The organism is Streptomyces sp. NPDC058274 (assembly GCF_042881375.1).
GTDB lineage: Bacteria > Actinomycetota > Actinomycetes > Streptomycetales > Streptomycetaceae > Streptomyces.
Window position 1 is genome coordinate 118,586 of record NZ_JBHVXW010000018.1, and the last position, 18,179, is coordinate 136,764.

General features: G+C 65.5%; 9 protein-coding genes, 1 pseudogene and 1 riboswitch. Of the genes and pseudogenes, 1 reads left to right on the plus strand and 9 read right to left on the minus strand.

Annotation, left to right across the window (positions count from 1 at the left end):
* Positions 1-17: 17 nt before the first annotated feature.
* The 6 genes from ACFVYF_RS29150 to ACFVYF_RS29175 form a co-directional block, all read right to left on the minus strand.
* Positions 18-437, minus strand: a complete 420-nt coding sequence (locus ACFVYF_RS29150) for a DUF5958 family protein (protein ID WP_389460088.1) — start codon at positions 435-437, stop codon at positions 18-20.
* The gene (locus tag ACFVYF_RS29155) at positions 409-7,335 is read right to left on the minus strand and encodes a polymorphic toxin-type HINT domain-containing protein (protein WP_389460090.1); all 6,927 of its coding nucleotides are present in this window, start codon (positions 7,333-7,335) and stop codon (positions 409-411) included. The genes ACFVYF_RS29150 and ACFVYF_RS29155 overlap by 29 nt, the downstream gene beginning before the upstream one ends.
* Before the next feature lie 152 nt (positions 7,336-7,487).
* Complete coding sequence (locus ACFVYF_RS29160) at positions 7,488-11,123, minus strand: LamG-like jellyroll fold domain-containing protein (protein ID WP_389460092.1); 3,636 nt, start codon at positions 11,121-11,123, stop codon at positions 7,488-7,490.
* An 876-nt stretch (positions 11,124-11,999) separates the two neighbouring features.
* Positions 12,000-12,500 carry a VOC family protein gene (locus tag ACFVYF_RS29165; RefSeq protein ID WP_389460094.1) on the minus strand — a complete coding sequence of 167 codons (501 nt, stop codon included), beginning with the start codon at positions 12,498-12,500 and terminating at the stop codon, positions 12,000-12,002.
* Positions 12,501-12,784: 284 nt separating this feature from the next.
* Positions 12,785-13,297: an isochorismatase family protein gene (locus ACFVYF_RS29170; RefSeq protein ID WP_389460095.1), complete on the minus strand. Its 513-nt coding sequence runs from the start codon at positions 13,295-13,297 to the stop codon at positions 12,785-12,787.
* A 20-nt stretch (positions 13,298-13,317) separates the two neighbouring features.
* Entirely contained in the window at positions 13,318-14,022 is a 705-nt protein-coding gene (locus ACFVYF_RS29175; protein WP_389460097.1) for a DUF2470 domain-containing protein, read from the minus strand.
* A 492-nt stretch (positions 14,023-14,514) separates the two neighbouring features.
* On the opposite strand from ACFVYF_RS29175, the gene ACFVYF_RS29180 reads away from it, so the two are divergent.
* Positions 14,515-16,335 carry a S9 family peptidase gene (locus ACFVYF_RS29180; RefSeq protein WP_389460099.1) on the plus strand — a complete coding sequence of 607 codons (1,821 nt, stop codon included), beginning with the start codon at positions 14,515-14,517 and terminating at the stop codon, positions 16,333-16,335.
* Positions 16,336-16,701: 366 nt separating this feature from the next.
* Here the strand turns inward: ACFVYF_RS29180 and ACFVYF_RS29185 are convergent, their stop codons facing one another.
* The 3 genes and pseudogenes from ACFVYF_RS29185 to ACFVYF_RS29195 form a co-directional block, all read right to left on the minus strand.
* A complete protein-coding gene (locus ACFVYF_RS29185) occupies positions 16,702-17,460 on the minus strand; it encodes a CbtA family protein (protein WP_389460101.1) in 759 nt (252 codons plus the stop codon).
* 22 nt (positions 17,461-17,482) lie between these two features.
* The gene (locus ACFVYF_RS29190; protein WP_389460103.1) at positions 17,483-17,704 is read right to left on the minus strand and encodes a CbtB-domain containing protein; all 222 of its coding nucleotides are present in this window, start codon (positions 17,702-17,704) and stop codon (positions 17,483-17,485) included.
* Between the two features lie 61 nt (positions 17,705-17,765).
* Positions 17,766-17,842: riboswitch (cobalamin riboswitch) on the minus strand.
* A gap of 157 nt (positions 17,843-17,999) precedes the next feature.
* Positions 18,000-18,110, minus strand: a pseudogene (locus ACFVYF_RS29195) (enoyl-CoA hydratase); the annotation flags it as partial.
* Positions 18,111-18,179 lie beyond the last annotated feature (69 nt).

The following is an 18,179-nucleotide window of genomic DNA, read 5'->3' on the forward strand; positions in this document are numbered from 1 at the left end:
AGGCCCGCCGATCACGCCTATGTCAAGTTATGCCAAGCGTGGCTGCAACTTCCTCGACACTCCACTTCTCTCCGTCGCGTATCGGCCACGACGAAAGTAGAAAGGAGAACACGAAACGCCTTCACATACTCGGCTTCAGGAAGATTGATAATCTTTCCCATTTGCTGGAGTAGCGGTTCCCTGACAATCAGAACAGCGGGATTCGCTGTCGGCTTCACTCCTGATCGCAGAACGCCTTCTCGGCCGTCCTCCGCTGTTGCGTGGGCCTGCATGGAGTAGCGAACCACTTCATGCAGCACCGCCTTTTGCTCGGCCTGCTCCAAGGAAGAGAACCAGCTCAGCCCCTCCTCCCAGCCGAGGAGCCCCTGGGCAACCTCGTTGATGATCCGCTCCGACGCTTTCAATTGATCACCGTCTCCGGGGCTCGAATATGACATGGGGCTTACTCGGATCCAGTTCTGCATAGTCTGGCCGACTTGGATTGTAGTTCTGCCAGAAGTCGCGCCCTCGACCACTTCCCTCGCCATCCCCGGTCCCCCTCGGCAGAGAGTTCTGCTGGCTATGCCGAGACCTCGACGGGCCGGACAAGATGTAGTCCCAGTCCGATGCCGGGTTAGCGCTGCCGTTCGCGCGGCTTCCGACTACGATGATCGGCTGGCCGGCCTTATCGGCAGCATTTTGGATACGCTGCGCATCGTTCGGGCTGATTCCGGCTTCTGATGCAGTTCTGGCCCCCGGCCCACAGAGCCCGTTCGAGTTGTGAACGAGGACCGGCGTCTGACCAGCGAGTACATAGTACGTGTGGAGGTCATCGACGGTGAGGTTGTAGGTTCGAGCATGCCGACTAAAAGCATGATTTGCTGTGACAACGACCGTGGAGCCGTCATCGCTCAGCAGGGTCATCCCGGGTCTAAGATCGCCCGCCTTAATCCACTGGTGCTCAGAGGGCGACCAGAAGGGATGCTCGTGGGTGGCCGTCAGTGATCGGATACCGTCATGCGTGGCGACGGACAGATTGTTGAAGTACTTGTCGCCGTCCGTCCTGATCAGCCGGGTCACTTCTCGCGCTTTAGATACACCCGTTTTCGGATCCGTAGCCAGGACCTTGTCTCCGAGCTTGACATCCTCAATATCCTTGGTCGTGCCGTCGGCCATGAGGACGTCCGTCCCCGCCAAAAAGCACTTGCAGCCGTACTTTCCGCCACCAGCTCCCAAGGCGATCAGCCCAAGAGCTTCCTGCATCAGGTCGGAGGTCAGCTTCTCGTGGCTAGCGTCCGTTGCACACCGCTTAGCGTGGTCAAGGCAGTAGGTCGCCGCGATTCTCTTGGCGCCGGTGGTGTCCCCGGTATCCAGCAGGTAGCTGTATGCCTTCTGGCACCCTGCCCTGCCGTAGCAGGCCATGGAAAGGCGGTCTCCTTCACCAACCGGGGTATCCCAGAAATCGCCCGTACCGGTACTCCCTGATGCATATACATAGAAGTATCGAAGGAGGGTGTTCTGGTCATCTGTCTTCGGCCCCAGGTCGATAAGGCGATTCACAGCAGCAGCGCGCCCTGTGGTTCCAGTGCTGCTGGTCGACGCGGTGCCACCGGAGGACGGGACGACGCCGGTTACGTCGGCAGTCCCGTCCGCCTTCGAGTTGTAGCAGTAGATGTCCGGATCGCTGCAATTGTCGCCTTCATGACCACACTTCAGACGACCGCACGGGTCTAGCCCGGTTGGGTCGCTCTCCGTCACTGGCGTGTTGTTGGCATAGCCGTATCCATTGAGGGACTGAACTTGATCGACGGCGAGTACGGGGTCGACACTGAGGAATTGGCCGGTTCCCGGGTCGTACTCACGGGCGCCCACATGGGTCAGGCCCGTGGAGACATTCGCCGGCTTGCCCAAAAATCCCTTGTCGTCTGGCCAGTTGGTGGCCTTCTGGCCGCGTTCCGCACCGAAGGGGCTCGTGTAGCGCTTAGTGACTGCATAGGCGGTGGCGTCCAGGGCCACACTAGACGTGCCGTGATGGTCGGCGGCGAGGAAGCTGAGCCTGGACGAGCCCGAGGTCGCGGCGCGAACGGCAATGGTCTGGCCGTTGGCCGTGTAGTAGCGCGTGCCGGAGAGGCTCGCGGCGGTGCCCTTGGCCGTCAGGCGTACCTCAGTGGATCCAAGGTACAAGACCGTGTCGCCGTCCCCCTTGGCGCGGCGGATCAGCAGATCACCGTCCGCGCTGTAGAGGTACCCCGTGTCCGCCTTGGTGTCGGTGGTGGCGGCGAGCCTGCCCTCGCTGCTCCAGACCAGACTCTGCGGACCCGAAGGGCCGGGCCTGGATGTGGTGTTACCGGTCTTGTCGTAGCCATAGCTGTTGCTCTTGGGGCCAGTAGTGCTGGTCAGCGGGTGCGGCTGGCCATTCGTGGTGCCGTACGTGTAGTTGGTGGTAGTGGCTCCGGTGCTCGCATGCTGGGTTTCCGTCTTGCGCTGGCCTGCGTCGTTATAGGTGTACGAACTCCAGTAGGGCGCTGCACCGTCAATGTTGGACTGGGTGCGGCCGGAGCCGGCGCAGTCCGGCGTCTTCGGAGTCCACGCCTCGGTCAGACGGCTGTGGCCGTCGTAGACGAAGCACTGGTAGTCCGCCTTGGTGGTGCCGCCCTGGGTGGTGGCATCGACGATCGAGGTGACGTTGCCTGCCTCGTCCTGGCTGAACTTGAGCTCCTGCGGCATATAGCCGTGTACGTCGTCGGTGATGTAGGAGCGGGTCAGACGCCGGGTGCCGGGCTCGTAGTCGTTCGTGACGTAGGCGAGTTTCGCCGAGTCGGTGCCGTCGGTGCCCAGTCTGAGTTGACGTAGGTCGCCTTGCGGAGAGAACAGGGCACCTTGCAGATAGCCGGTGACGCCTGTGGCCTTCAGCTGCTGGCCCGTTGCGTTGTAGGTGTACTGGATGGTTTCAGAGGCGAGGCCGCCGACGGCAGGCTCAGTCGTCTGCTTGATGGTTCCATCCAGGTTGTACATCGCTGATGCAGACAGGGTCTTCGGTACCCCCGCAGCGACCAGCGGGTCCTTGTCGGGCAGAGTCAGCTGACTTCCAGTGACCTGGTAGAGGCTGTCGTAGGAGGTGACCTTTTGGGTGTAGGCCTTGCCGCTCACCCCGTCGTCGTATCGAACGGCGGTGTCCGACTGTCCCTTTGCGAGGGTGTCGAAGGTCCAGGCCGCGAGCTTGTTGGGGTCTGTCCTGGAATTTTGCCAGAGGCCCGTCTTTCGGTTCAGGTCGTCGTAGCCGTAGAGAAGCGTCCTGCTTTCCGCGTCCACGGTGTTGTCGACGCGGTCCAGCATGTCGTAGTGCGTGGTCGTCTTACCCTTGTCCGGGTCCGTAGCGCCGACCTGGCGGCTGAACAGGTCATAGTCGTACGACCACTGCGACTGATCGGGACCGGTGATGGTCTTCTGCTGGCCGCCGGGAGTGTAGGTGTAGTCGATGGTCGTGTAGTCGGTGCCGGTCGGCTTGGCGCTGCCATATTCACGTCGTTGGGTTGTCTGGCCGAGAGCGTTGGTGACGACTGCGGCGGCCTGTCCGCCGCTCACGCTGGAAGTGGCAATGGTGTCACCGGTGTAGCTGGTGTCGGTGACCCAGCTATGAACGATCTTCTTGTCGGCTGTCGAGAGGTCGCGGGACGTGGTGGTCTGAGTGATGGGCCGCGCCGCTCCGTCGTAGACGGTGTCGGTCTGGATCGGGGCCTGGCCTCCGTCTGGCTGCACCGGGGTGCCGGACGGCTCGCTGTTCGCGTCCCAGATATCGGCCTGCGTACTTACGGCGAGGCCTCGGTCGTCATACAGGGTCAGCGAGACGTTCCGGCCTCCGGTCGGTGCCGGTGTTTGGGCCTGACGGGAACGCAGCAACGAGTCGTAGAACGCGTAGGCGGTGTTGTAACCCGAGCCGTCGCCCTTGAGGGTACCCGTGGACACCCAGGACATTGCTGAGCTGCTGACCTTGTAGTCGTAGATGTAGTTCGGTGTCTTGCCCAGGGAATGGGAGCGGTTGGGAAGCCAAACCTTGGTCGTGCGACCGAGGCTGTCGTACTCGGTTTCCGTGATTTTCATGTTGGGATCAGTGACCGTGAGTGCCGCACCGGTCCCGAAGTCCACTGAGGTCGTGGTCTTGTGCTTCTCGGCGTTTTTTGCGCTGCTGGAGGTCAGCGGGCCGGATGAGGTGGGTACATAGTCGGTCACCAGGGTTACCAGGCCGTTGGCGTCCGAAGCGGTCACCGGCCTGCCCAGGCTGTCATAGGTGGAGCCGGCGGTCCGTTGCCACGCTGGGGCATCGTCGCTGCCATATCTGCTGGCGCGCCCGGTCCACGTCACGTCGCCCTTGGTCGGCTTCTGCGTCGCAGACCAAGTGGTCGCCTCGGTGTTGTCGTAGACCGCCGACGTGTCGGTGACGATGTCACCGGAGCGTCCCCAGTCGGACGGAAGATCCAGAGCGCTGTCGGCAGTTGCGCATGTCTTGGCAACCGTACGAACCCGTGAGGTGAGCGAGTTGATCCCAAGGTCGTCGTTGCGCGCGTACCAGGTCCGGGTGCAGGTCTCATCGCGTTGGACGGCATCATCGCCGTCGTCCTCGATGGTCTCGGCCATCCCGTAGTCGTCGTAGGTCGTCTTGACGGTGCGCACCCGGTCGACCGGGTTGAGCTTGCTCGTGATGTTCGTACGGCTGTGGGTGGCTGCGGTACGTACGTAGTACGCCTCCGTGTCCGCATATGACTTGTGCTGAGTTGCCGTCCTCTTGGACCAGGGGTCGCTGATCTGGCCGGATACCTCGGCGGCCCCGTTGTAGGTCACCGACTCACGGGCGAAGCCGGCGTACTGGTCGGAGTCGACGACCTCGGCGGCCTTGATACCGGTGACTGCGACCGTACTGCGTTTGTCCGGATCGGGAGTCTTGCCGTCCGCGCCTAGGACGCGGTCACCGCTCATCCCACGAAGGTAGACAGTCACTGTCTTGGACTGCGTACGCCCGGCAACACCCGCGAGGTGGGTGACCTTGCTGTAGCCACGCCAGATCGACCAGGTGCGCTCATTTGCAGGCGTCATGGGGTCGTCGTTGTAATGCCAGGCCCCACCGCCGGAGTACTGATAGGTGTCCTGGACTGGTTCCGAGCCGCCTGTCTGGTCCGATGTGGATACGGACGTGACGGGGTACTTCTGGAACCAGTCGAGGATCGGGTCCTTCTGACCGTTGGGCGACCAGTACACCGGATAACAGCGCTTTGTGTTCTCGTCGAGTTTCGGCTTGGCCTGCCCCGCCGCACATTCCTGGCCCGCGTAGTTGACAGTCGTCACCGCGCCCGCCTCGGACGTGATGGTGTACAAGCGCGGCTTGTTCAACGGGAGGATGTTGTCAGATGCACCGTCGACCCGGTTGGGCCGCATGACATGGGTGAATTTCACCGGGTCCAGGGCGAGGTCCGTTCCGCGCTTGCCGGTGTGCTTGATCTCGTCCAGCCACAGCGACTGATCCGTAGAATCGCCGGTGTCGCCCGGATCCAAGTACTTCTGCTTGAGTGACCATGCGTCAACTGCCTTGTATCCGGGGGTGGCTGCGGCTGCATCCCAGGCGTGGGTGGAGATGCCTGTTAGGCGCTTACGGATGAAGAACGACGGTCCTGTCATGCCGGTGCACTTGTCGCCGTCTTTGCATATCGTGTCGTAGGGCACGTCGGGCCAGTTGTCGCGGGTGTCCTTGGTCAGTGAGTCGCAGCCGGCGCCGGAAACCACACAGCGTTCGGCGTACGTGAACGTGACCTTGTCCGAAGCGACCGGGGATGCCGAGAAGAGGGCGTTCGCGCGCTGGCCGTAGCGGATCTCCTCGAGGTAACCGCCCCGGTCGTAGTCCGTCCCGGTGTTGTCGTCACCGAGCTTGTCGTAGTTGTTGTGCTCTGCCGTGTACCAGTACGACATGGCGTTGCCGTGGGTGTCCTCGACGTAATCGAGGTTCCACCGCCAGGCTTGCTTCTTGTCCCGGTCGGAGAAGTTGGTGCCGTCGGAGTAGCCGGGTTCGCCTTCGTCGTCGCCGAACACTGGCACGGTCCATACCGAGTCCGTACGGTCGCCCGCGCCCGCGCCGTCCAGTTTGTTGAGGCCGAAGACGTACTTGGTGCCGTCCCCCGTGGTGACAGTCCAGTATTCCCCGTTGTCGTCGCCATTGTCGCCGCCGGTGGAGTGGGTGACAGTGGAGGCGTCGTCATTCTCCAATCGCCACGTGCCGGTGGTGTCGTCCTTGACGAGTTCCGTGGCCTTGCCGTTGAGGACGAGAGAGGCGTTGTCATACTTCCAGCACAGGTCGTATTTCTCGCTCTGTCCGTCGTCGTCGCAGGAGCCGTATTTCCGCTCAACGTACGACGCGGTGAGGCTGAAGCCGGTGCCTATCGTGGTGCCCTGGTTGTTCGTCGAGGCAGTCTGACCGTCGATGCTTCCCGAGTCATACGCGATCGACATCACCGGCTTGGGACCCGCCGCTGCCGGGGGCATGCGCAAGGGGTACGACCACGTGAAGCTGCCCGAGGAACCTCCTGCCTCCCACGAGGAAGCAGCCGACAAAGGTGTCGCCTTGTAGTCGCCGGCACCGGACTGTGTTCCCGCCGCTACCGCAAGGGTCACCGCTGCTCCGTCAGCGGGAAGGGAAAGGGGCGCCGAGATGCTCTGTGCCGTACGGTCGTTGGTGAAGTCCAGGGGTGTGCGAGTGCGGCAATGCGCAGTGGACACCTCCTGCAAGGCACAGCTGGGCAGGCGCACCAGTTGGAGACGGCCAGCCCAGTCACCACCGTAAGCGGCAGCAAACTCCGAATAGTTGAGGCCCAGGCGAGCTTTTCCACCCCCATTCGGCCCGCGCACCTGAAGCGCGATGCCCTTGATCCCGAGCTGGTCAGCAGCCTCCTGGCCCAGGACTTTCACCATGAGCGACCTTGGCGCTGCGCCTGACCGAGGTGCCGAGACAGCGACCGGGAGCGAGCCCGGGGCAGCCTTGACGGTTTCGCCAGCCGCCAAGACTATCTTCGCGCTGCCTTCTGTTGGCCAGGCGACCTCGCGCTGCTGGTCGGCGCGGGCGCGGACAGCCGCGTCCTGGTCAGCCTTCTCCGCTTTCCGGACCAGGGCAGTCGTCTTCTTGCTGTTTTGGGCCGTGAAAGGCGAAACCTCGGCCGCCGGAGACGCCGTCAGTTTGGGCTGCCCCAGCGGCCCGGCATCCGCAGCGAAGGCCACGGGGGTCACTGCCCCCGCCAGCAGGGCAAAGCCCACGACTGAGGCGACACGTTGGCCCCATCTACTGCCGACTATGGTGCTCGGTCCAAAACTGCTCATGTTCTCTGCTCCCCTGATGCACCACCTCTTGTCGGGCGGCGCCGAACATGCCGAGTTCTGCCCATCAAGAATGGGCCGGCAATGAATCTGTGTGGATCAGTGGTCACGCCGGGTAGGGCGACGGGTTCTGCCTGCCGCCCTACCCGGTCGAATCACTCGTCGCCAGGTGTGCCCAAGACCCTCGTGCGGACTTGGTCGGCAGTCATCGCACCGACCCACACGCGCACCTCGTCCAGCGATGCGGGCAGGTAGTGTCCGTTGAAGCCGCCCGCAGGGCCGCGGCCCACGGCGATCTCGCCACCGCCCTGCTCCACAGCCGTGAAGGCGGAACCACCCTCCTGGGCTTGCTCGGCCTCGCTTACATACAGGTGGGTATTACCGTAACCACCGTCGGCTTCCTCTGTGGCGTCGTAGACGCCGGTCACCTGCACCCAGGTGTCCATCTCAGCCGAGGTCTCGGACGGTACCGAGGCGCTGCCAAGCACCTTGCCGGTGGAGTCTGTGGCGGTGCGGCCGAAGCGCCAAAGGTATCCATCGTTGGACACCTTCTCCACCCACAGCGCCCAGGACGACTCCTTGCCGTCCGGGGTTGCCTGGCCGAAGATTTGCGCTCTTCCGCCCACCTTCATCGCGGTGAACTTTGCCCCGTCCAGTTTGACATCGGCGGTCACTGTGAAGGAGCCGGTTTCGTCCACGGCTGGTCCCGTCGTGGCCATATACCCTGAGACGCCGTCGAGTTCGAGATCATTGTCGTCCGGGTCGGCCAGCGCACCGGTGGATGAGACGTTCATCGAGCCCAGCGCGTACGAGGTGAACTCGGTGACCTTCCCGTTCTCCGCGGTTGCAGTGTCCCAGAAGGCGACCAGTTCGGTCGCCGGAACGCTGTCGGTCTCCAAACGCGCGTCCTGGCGCACTTCGTCTGCTGTCGACGCACGCTGCCACAGGTTGAGTTCATCCACCTTGCCGGCGAAGTTTTCGCCGTAGACACCGCCGACCTTGGACCGGCCGACTTGCAGCCCCTCGGTCGAAGTCCAGGGTGTGTAAGCACTGGAGGCCGCGTACAGCTTGACAGGCTGACCCTGCGGCCGCCCGTTGACGAACAGTTGGATGGTGTCGTTGGTCTTGTCCGCGTCGCCCTTGGTGTCGAAGACACCGGCGAGATGGGTCCAAACTTCCTCGGCCGGGTTCACGGCATCAGCGATCGACCGGATGTAGACAGGGCTGGTTTTCGCATCAGTAGCCGTGCGGTTGAAAACCCACTTCTTGTAACTGGACGAGTAGTACAGCGTGAACGCTGAGCTATTCGTGCCCGGCGCAGCAGCCACCACCCGCGTCGTCGAGTTGTCGGTCAACAATACCCAGGCGGAGAGGGTGAACGAGTCCCCGGTATTCACGGCGGGCACGACCGTGGAGGCATAGCCCGTCTGCTTGGCCGCGTCGGTCACATCGTCGTTTAGGCGCAATGAGTAGTCGTCCGTACCGCGCCGGCCCAGCACAGACCACGAGGCGGCGGTACCGTCGGATTGCGGGTGCAGCGTCATGTCGTGCCGTGTGCCTTCGGTCGCGCTGTCCTTGGCGCTGACCACGGTGGAGCCCGGTGTGCCGTCGGCGAAGTGCCAGGTCCCGACGGGGCCGGCAGCAGGAGATACTTTGAAGGCGATCTCGCTTGGCGTGCCCCACCGCTCGCGGACGTCCCTGGCCTCCACCGTCAATACCTGCAGGCCCGACAAAGAAGGAACCGGGTTGATAGTGACGCTCGAGCCGGTCGTGGTCGTGGCGCCCTTCTGCGTGAGCAGACGCCATCGGTATGCGGTGACGTCCGTGTCTGCCGCATTCGGCTTGATCTGGAAGGATCCTGCGACGCCGGGGCCGCCCTTGCCTTCACACAGATTCGCGGTGCACTCGGTGTAGATACCACTCGCGGAGATCTGCGGGGCCTTCGGCGAGGTTGAGTCAATCTTGAAATAGCACCAGGGGGAGTACGAAGACCACAGGTCACCGGATTTGGTGCCGTACGCCCAGTGTGATTGGGTGCGAGCCCTCATCCGGTATTGGCCGCCATCAGCTCTGTTGTCCATCCGCACACTCTGCAGGGTGTCGTCCTTGACCCAACCCGGCTTGGGCCGGTAGTCGGACCAGACCTGATGCCAGGCCGCGTCATCTCCGCGCTGTACAACGAACTCCGCCTGCAGCTCGCCCTTCTCATCGTTCGACTTCGGCTTGACCTGCGTCTGCACTCGAGCCTGGGCCATCGGATCAAAACGGGTGACGACCGTGGGGCTGGACGACGACTTACTGCAGTACGACGTATTGCCATTGCCCGGGATCAGACCGACCGAGGAAGGGATGCCCGGTTTCGGTACGTAGACGACCTGTAGTTCGGCATTGTCGTCGAACCGCTTCCAGGCTGCGGGGTCGCCCTCGTCCTTGGCTCGCAGCATCAGTGTCAGCGCACTGAACTTGCCCGACGCGAGGTTCTTCACCGATGCGGTGAGATTCTCGTCCGACTCAGCGGGATTGTCGTTGAACTCGATCCACTCATCCGGCTGGTCGGGGCTACACAAGTCGCCGCGTCCAGCGGACACCAGCCGATCGCCCATCTGATCCCTCTGTGCAGGGCCGGGCCAGGACTTGGTCTTGGAGATGTTGTCCGTGCGCTCCAGGTCCACCCATTTCGCATCACAGGTGAACGACCAGGTCTCCTTCGCCCGGAAGGTCGCGTCGATGACCTGTTTGCCGGACAACTTCGACGGGCCGAACTCGAAGTACATTCGGTTGGTGTGGTCCTTGTCGCAGTAGTACGGACCGAGCCGGCTGCAGTTGCCGACACCGTAGTCGCCGTCGAATTGCCAGAACACGTCACCGTCGTTGGACAGCACCGTGCGCTCCGAGGCGCCAAGCCCGATGGAGGGGTCGATGCGCACCGGGTAGACAGTGTCCTTGCCGCGCAGCAGCTTGAGGTCCGGCTTCACACTGATCGCGCCGCGCTCGACCTTCACCGGCATCTCAGCGCTGGCGTCGCCGGGACTCGGCACGGTGACATCCGGCTTACCGTCAGCGGCCGACCGCACCGTCCCAGCCGCCTTGGCGGCCTGCACCGGCTTCACACCCGTCGGCTCGCCACCGGACGAATCCCACATGAGACCGGCCGGCCCGTCGAAGACGGTGTTTCCGTCCTCATCGATGGCACGCAGCCCGCCGTCTCGACTCGGAATGACCTGCAATCCCTTGCCGGAGGCAGTGAGCTTGACCTTGTCAAGCCGCGGATTGCCCGCAGCCTGGGCCGATTTGACGACCAGTATCTCGCGATAGCCCTCTGCCCTCGCTGTGACTTGGAGGTCAACTCCCTTGAAGATCTCCGGATACGTCGCGGTCGCACCCTCCAGAGTCGGCTCGGGAAGGCCGCCCGGCCAGCCGAGTTCGAGGGCACCTCTCTCGTTCCCAACGCGGATCAGGGCCTGCCCCTCGCCACCACCCGAAAACGCCAGATCAACCGCTGCCGCCTTGGGGCCAACCGTCCCGTCGGGCCGGCGCTCCAGGGTGACGTCGATATCCTGCCAGGAGCCGTCATCCGCTCTCACCCGTTGCGGAGTCGTCGACTGCGTCAACGTGTAGGTGCCGTCCGGGTTCGCCATCGTCTGCGTGTACGCACTTCGTTCGGATTCCACCTCGACTGGTCGTCCTGTCAAGGCGGCCCGCTCCGATGCCGATTGCCCCGGGTCGGCCTTCGCATCATTCGCATATGCGGGCCCGGCCAAGGTGCCGAACCCTGGCACCAGCGACGCCACCACAGCAGTCAATGTGATCGCGCTCGTCGCGCGCCAGCTCCTTGTTGTTCGCCAAGCACCACGAAGACGCCCTCCCCGTACGGCAGTCAAGTCCCCACCTCAGTCACATGTTCTTCACAAAAACCAACATGGAGCCAAACACTGGCAACCGCAGCCCGTCAAGGATCGTTTGACATGTGGCTGACAATCGACCATGCCGACCAGCTGCAGGAACACCAAGTAGTCGAGACCTGCAAAGGCGGGCGTCCAGCTTCACTAGGGGCGAAGGTCAGGCAAGCCGCAGCGTTGGGACCGCTACAACACACAAAACGTGCACAATGGTCAGGTTGCTGATGCGGTCTACGACCTCCGGCAAGAACGAGGCAGAAGCATGTCCTCGCAGTCCACATCAGGGGCAGCCCAACGATGCGGCAGACTTATTTCTTTCGCTTGAGACATGCCGTTACTCGGCCCTGAAGCAAAGACCAAAGGTCGATGGACCCGTCCCGGCGGATCACAGTCCGAGCGGGTCCCCGCGCTCGAACTAAACGACGCGGAGGAACGGCACACCCTCGACCCGTCGGAAGCTTGGCGGTACGCGTCATCTTGTGGATCCCGGACGTTGCTCGGGGTGGCCGGCGGCGACGCGCCTCAACTGCCTGTTGGCCAGGCAGGCGAGCAGCGCCAGAGCCGTCGCGTTGCGATGCCGAGGAAACTCGCGGAGCGCTTTGTGTGCCGAGGCTTCGTGCTGGGTGAGCGCCTCCCAGCAGTGCCTCATTCGCGTCCGGGTTGGTCGCCACCCTGGCAACGACCCGGACTCCGTGCCGGTCGACCATGGTGCGCAACTGCGCTTCGGAGAGTTCCGGGTGTGGAACGATGGACTTGGCAGCCTTTGCGTCAGGGTCGTGGCGAGCGCGTCGCGGATGTCAGTCGGCAGATCGCACACCTGCCGGCCGGGGGTGTAGGTGATGAAGAACCGGCCCAGCGCGGTGCGTCCCGCAGGAACGCCTCCCGGAACGACACAGGCGAGCCTTCCGTGGCGAACGTAACGAGTTCGACCTCATGACCCTCGCGCCGCAGACGTTCCGTGGTCGCGGCGACATCGGTGACGTTGACGGCGAAGTTGAGCACACCGCCCCCGTCCGCGACGAGGTCGTCGACAACGGGCATCCATGACGTCATCGCCCTGCCGTACGGGGACCCGGCGACCTCGTCGCGGTCCACGATGCCGAGGATCTCCACGTACCGCACGTCCAGGCGCCACGCTCCGTTCTGGAAGCCCAAGTACGGCGGGTTGGTGTGTGCCGGCAGCCCGGCGGCCGTGCAGACGGCGACCGCGGACGCCACACCGGGAACGCAGTGCAGAAGGTGATCGAACTCCGGTGACTCCGACGTCATGGCGCGCCTCTCGTTCCTGGACGGGTTGCTGATGACAGCACGAGCCAGTTGTGCGGCGCGCTCCCGCTCCGCCTGCGTAGCTGACGGGTCGGCCCGGTCGGCGTTCGGCCCGGCGCAGGTCCTCGTCCGCCGAAGCCTCGGTCTCCGCTCAGACCGCCTCGGCATCGACGCGTTGCCCGCGGAACGCCTCCACCACGGCGTCGGTGACCACGACCACCGCGCAGGTGGTGGCCAGCCACTGTAAGGCCATCGCGTGACCGGCGGCCGTCCTGTCGACCACGGCGTCACCGCGCCACGAAGGGCTCCAGGTCCTGCATCCAGGCGTCCGCGGCGGTGAGCAGCACCTCCGTCCGCGCGGCCGCACCGACGACGACGAGCTGGTCCCGCCCCGGCTCCTTCAGGCGCGCCCGCAGCCGGGTGCCGACGAGCGCGCTGTACCGCTTGGCGGCGAGCACGATGTCACCGGCCTGCGGCTCGACGACGTCGGCGACCGCACGGGGCTCGGCCTCGGCGGGCGGCTCCAGAAGGACGTGACCCGCTCCGCCGGCCGGCTGTCCCGGAACCCGCACCGCGTACACGATGGGCACACCCGTCGACCAGGCGCACCGCGTCAACCGGCCTACGTTGGCAAGGAGTTGACCGGTGGGCGCACTGTCACGCAGGGAGCGTAGGAGGTAGTTCTGCACGTGTTGCACCAGAATCGCCGATCGCCGCGGGTCGATGCTCCACGAGGGACCGTCGACGGGCAGCGACGCTGCCGCGGGCATGGGGTACGGGGCGAGACGGGACGACGTCATGGACTTCGGCCCTTCTCGGCTCAAGTCAGCAAGTGACCCGTGTGGGACAGGCGGCGGGCCGCGGCCAGGAGGGCGTGGATCTGGGGACCGACGTGGTCGATGTGGTCCACGGGTGTCTTGAAGGGCAGCCGGGCGTCTCGGTGGGTGTGCCGGTATTCGAGACGCAGGGTCAGGCCGTAGCGGTCGATCCCCACCGGAAGCACACGCTGCACGCCGATGTCCGGGAGCGGACGGGCGAGACGCAGAAGCAGCGGTACGAGTTCGCCGTGGTCGTCGATGAGATGGCTCAGCATGCCGGCCTCGACCGTGGCCAGCGGGTCGAGTTCGGTCGCCTCCAGTTCCTGGAGGGTCACGTACGCGCGCCCCTCGGCGTCCTCCAACACCCCCTGCCCGAACTCCACGCACGTGCTCTCCTCGGCCTCGGGGTCGTACGGCGCCGCCAGCAGACCGGTCAGGGTGACCCGGGCACGCAGCCGGTCGCGTACGGGCGTGGGGGCGATGTCGGTCAGCTCCAACCGGACGGGGATCCGCTCGCCCGACCGCGTGCCGGTGCCTTCGAACGGGGCGTGCAGGTGGAAGTGACCCATGGTCCCGGTGTCTTCGAGACGGCGGACTTCGGTGTGCCGCCCATCGCTCACCACCGTCAGCGAATGCGCAGCGGCCAGGATCGAGCGGACGCGCTCAACTGCTGTCGGCACACTGGGACGTGTGGGGGTACGTCGCATCCCGGTCCTCCATAACCAGACGGAAACTTAGGTTTGCCTAACCTAACTTAATCCGTCTCTCGATGACCAGCTCGGACGCGGGTGCGCCCATCACCTCCCGTCCGCGGCCCCCGCGAAACCTCCCGCCCGCGGCCCCCGCGAACCGGGCAGCCGCATCACGAGGAGAGCCGGCCGGGACCGCTCCGAGGGGACCACCGCGACCTACGCGAGCACGGTGAAGCTGGTCCGCGGTCATGCGCGCGGTCCCTCGGCCGATTCGACCCCTGTCCCAGCTCGGGTGCGAAAGGCAGGATGATCGCCATGATCCACGCACCGGACGATGCCTCCGCATTCCACGACCTGTTCGCCACGCACCCTCGCCTGACCGGGTTGGTTCTGGCGCCCGACGGGAGACGCTTGATCGTGTCCGTGCGGTCGATCAACGATGCGGGAAACAGGCACGTTTCGACGCTGTGGGAGGTCGACCCCTCGGGCGAACGTGAGAGTCACCTCGTGACCCAGTCCGTGCCGGGTGACTTCGCTCCCGCGTTCGCCGACGACGGCACACTGCTGTTCCTCTCCGACCGCGAGGACACGGACTCCGCCGGTGAAAAGGGGGACAGCCAGGGCGTTGCGGTGTGGGGACTGCCTGAGGGCGGCGAGGCCGAGCGGATCGCCCACCACCCAGGAGGCGTATCAACGTTCACCGTCGCCAAGGACGCCGGCGCTGTCGCCTACACCGCCGATCTGCTGCCTGGCACCGTGGGTGCCGGGAGGTACACGGAGCATCTCCGTGAACGCGAAAGTGCCCTGGTCAACGCGGTGTTGTACGGTGCGACCGCGATCTGTGCCTGGGGTACAGCCCTCGGCCCGGAAGAACCGCACACATTCGTCCTGCACTCCGACGGGGCTCCGGTGAACGCCGGCAGCCAGGGTCCGGCGGGCGACGGAGACATAGCTCTCTCACCGAACGGATCGCTCGTGGCCTACACGCGGTCCGCGAGCGGCCGTGCCCCGGACACGAATGTTGTGGTGGTGGCCGACGCGGTCACGGGAGCCGAGCGCCGCACCTTCTCGCGCCCTGGCCAGCAGTACTACCGCCCGGCGTTCACCGCCGATGGCTCGACGTTGGTCTGCCAGCGACAGCGGGAGGAGACGTACGACTCGGAGTGGCGCGTCACGCTCGTCGCCTTCGACCTGGCCTCGGGTGAAGAGACCGATCTCCTGCCGGAGTTCGACAACTGGCCGTGGCCGGGGCGGGCGGTCCTCTCGCCGATCCCCGGGGACGCCACGCTGTGGTTCACCGGGGATGAACGGGGTCACTGCCCGGCCTTCCGGCGTGACCCGGACGGCACGATCACCCGTCTGACCGCCTCCGGCGCCTACGCCTCCTTGTGTGTGACGCCCGACGGGTCCACCCTCTACGCGCTGCGCAGCACGATCGACAGTCCGCCACGAGTGGTTCGGCTGGATGCCGCCGCGGTCGATCAAGAACCCGCCTTCCTCAAGGCTCCCGGTGCCCTCGGCTCGCTTCCCGGCACGCTGACCGAGGTGCATGCCGAGGCAGACGACGGTTTCCCGTTGCGCGCCTGGCTTGCTCTGCCCGAGGGCGCCTCGGAGGAGCGCCCCGCTCCGCTGATCATCGCCCCGCACGGTGGACCGCAGGCGTCCTGGAACTCCTGGACGTGGCTGTGGAACCCCTGGCCGTTCACGGCCCGCGGCTACGCGGTGCTGCTACCGGACCCGGCATTGTCCACCGGATACGGGCAGCGCATGCAGGAACGCGGCCGGGGCCAGTACGGCGGTCAGCCCTACCGTGACGTCATCGCCCTCACGGACGCGGCACTGGCACGCGGCGACCTCGACGTGACCCGGACGGGCCTTGCCGGTTGGTCCTTCGGAGGCTACCTGGCCAATCGAGCCGCGACTCGTACCGACCGCTTCAAGGCGATCGTCTCGCACGCCGGGATGTGGAACCTCGAGGCGTTCCAGGTCGACACGGACATGCACGCGTACTTCCGCACGATCTTTGGCGATCCGCGGACGCAGCGCGAGCGGTACGAGGCCAACTCGCCCCACTTCGACGCGGCACGGATGACGACACCGATGCTGATCGTGCACGGCGGCAAGGACTACCGGGTACCGGTCGGCCAGGGGATGGGTCTGCACGACGACCTGCAACGGCTCGGCGTACCCGTCAGGTTTCTGTACTTCCCGGAAGAGGGTCACGCCATCGAAGCGCCGAACCACATTCGGCTGATGTACGAGACGGTGCTGAACTTCCTCGACCACCATGTCCTCGGACAGGAGTGGCAGCCTCCTGCGATGCTCTAGCTGATCATTCTCATGCGGCGACGCGAAGGAGAGGCCCACTCCGCTGCGTCATGACGCCGCGTCCCGGTGCCGGCGCAACAGCACCGCAACCGCGCTGCGCAGCGCAGGCAATCGGCGTCCGCGGCTGCCGGTACGGCCTCCGTGGTGGTGCGCGATGACGCGGACCATGGTCCCAGTCGGCGCTGCCGGAGGACGCGAGAGAGAGCCCCCGGATGGTTCCGCGGGCCCTCTCGTCGCGCCGATCAGGGCGTCGTACCGGCCAGGGTGTCGTCCCGGCCAGGGCGACGTCCCGATCAGGGCGACGTCCCGATCAGGGCGACGTCCCGATCAGGGCGTCGTCCCGGTCAGGGCGTCGTCCCGGTCATGTCACTGCGGGGCGGCCACCGCCGTGCCCGCGGTCACCGTGGCCGGCTTGGGGTGCAGCAGCCGTTCGGCCAGGTCGCCGAAGACGAGGCCGAAGCCTCCCCACAGCGTGATCTGCAGGGCGAGGGCGGACAGGCGGAATCGCCACAGCAAGGTGGCCGGGAAGTCGCTCGGCACCTCGTTGACGGCGGGCAGGAACGCGTATGCGAGGCCGATCACGACGGCGAAGCCGAGGACGGCGACGACGGTGGCGTACCAGGTGCCCAGCTTCGGCGCGAGCCGCTTGCCCGCGATGACCGCGGCGATCGCCAGGAGCACGCTCAACACCATCATCAGGAGGTACAGCGTGGTCCGCTTGCCGATGGTGTCGGGGTCGCCGACCGCGGGCGGGTTGGCCGGGTACTTCAGGAACGGCACGACGTACACGGCGAGCAGCGCCGTCCCCGACAGGAGCAGCGCCGTGGCCCGCGGACCGAAGCGGCCCACGCGGCCGAGCGCGAAGCAGAAGGCGAGGGCCGCGATGCCGCCGAACGCCACCCCGTAGATCAGGACACCGGTGGCGAGGCCGGCGGTGGACTGCAGGCTGCGGGAGACGAGTTCGACCTCGTGCTCGTGGGCGGGGGCGTGGGTCTCCTCGAAGCCGATCGCGCTGTCGACGTTCGGTTCGCCGAGGAAATAGGCGACGACCAGGGCGAGCACGCCGGCTCCGAGGCCGGCGAGCATGCCCCGAACGAGCAGGTTTCTCACTGTTGCGGAGTTCATGGGTTCTGCGGCGTCCCTCAGGTCAGTGGCAGGGGAAGCCGAGGAGGTGTCGCGCGTCGTGGACCCACTCGTGCACGTTCTCGCCGGACACGACCGAGGTGGCGCCCTGTTCGGCGCCGACGAAGTAGAGCAGGACCAGCATCAGGATGCCGAAGAAGACCGCCCAGGGGACGATCGCGCCGATCGGCAGCTTGGCGGGAATGGCGGGGGTGGTCGCTGTCGGCTGGGCGACATGCTGCGCCATGGCAGGGCCTCCTCTGGGAGTTCGCGTCCCGTCTCGGTGGTGCACAGGACGACGGCCCCGGGTCTGACTCGCGGTGCGCCCCCTTGCGGGGTGCACCGTCCACAGTGGCGCGACCGTGCCGGATTCTCACCGGCTTCCGTGACTCCGTCGTCGATATCAGAGCGACCGTACCGTGTGTCGGGTGCATGGCCAATACCGCACCACCTGGCGTGATCCCGCTCTGCATGATCCCGCTCTCGCCCGCCGGGTGGTGCGGATCACCCGGCCCCCACCCGTGACCGGTCACCGGCACCGCCACCGCCACCGGCAGCGACATCGCGGCGACGGTCTCGGCCACCGCGAGCGCCTCGTCGAGCAGGTCGTCGGCCGGGACCACACGGGAGACGAGTCCCGCGCGCTCGGCGTGCTCTTGCCTCACGGTTCACGGGTGCCTGCTCTCGTCAGGTGATCCGGAAGGCGAGCGGACCCGCCGGCG

Bases quoted from the DNA above. Each gene is read 5' to 3' on its own strand.
- ACFVYF_RS29150 (WP_389460088.1), bottom strand. From the start codon at position 437: ATGTCATATTCGAGCCCCGGAGACGGTGATCAATTGAAAGCGTCGGAG.
- ACFVYF_RS29155 (WP_389460090.1), bottom strand. From the start codon at position 7,335: ATGAGCAGTTTTGGACCGAGCACCATAGTCGGCAGTAGATGGGGCCAA.
- ACFVYF_RS29165 (WP_389460094.1), bottom strand. From the start codon at position 12,500: ATGACGTCGGAGTCACCGGAGTTCGATCACCTTCTGCACTGCGTTCCC.
- ACFVYF_RS29170 (WP_389460095.1), bottom strand. From the start codon at position 13,297: ATGACGTCGTCCCGTCTCGCCCCGTACCCCATGCCCGCGGCAGCGTCG.
- ACFVYF_RS29175 (WP_389460097.1), bottom strand. From the start codon at position 14,022: ATGCGACGTACCCCCACACGTCCCAGTGTGCCGACAGCAGTTGAGCGC.
- ACFVYF_RS29185 (WP_389460101.1), bottom strand. From the start codon at position 17,460: ATGAACTCCGCAACAGTGAGAAACCTGCTCGTTCGGGGCATGCTCGCC.
- ACFVYF_RS29190 (WP_389460103.1), bottom strand. From the start codon at position 17,704: ATGGCGCAGCATGTCGCCCAGCCGACAGCGACCACCCCCGCCATTCCC.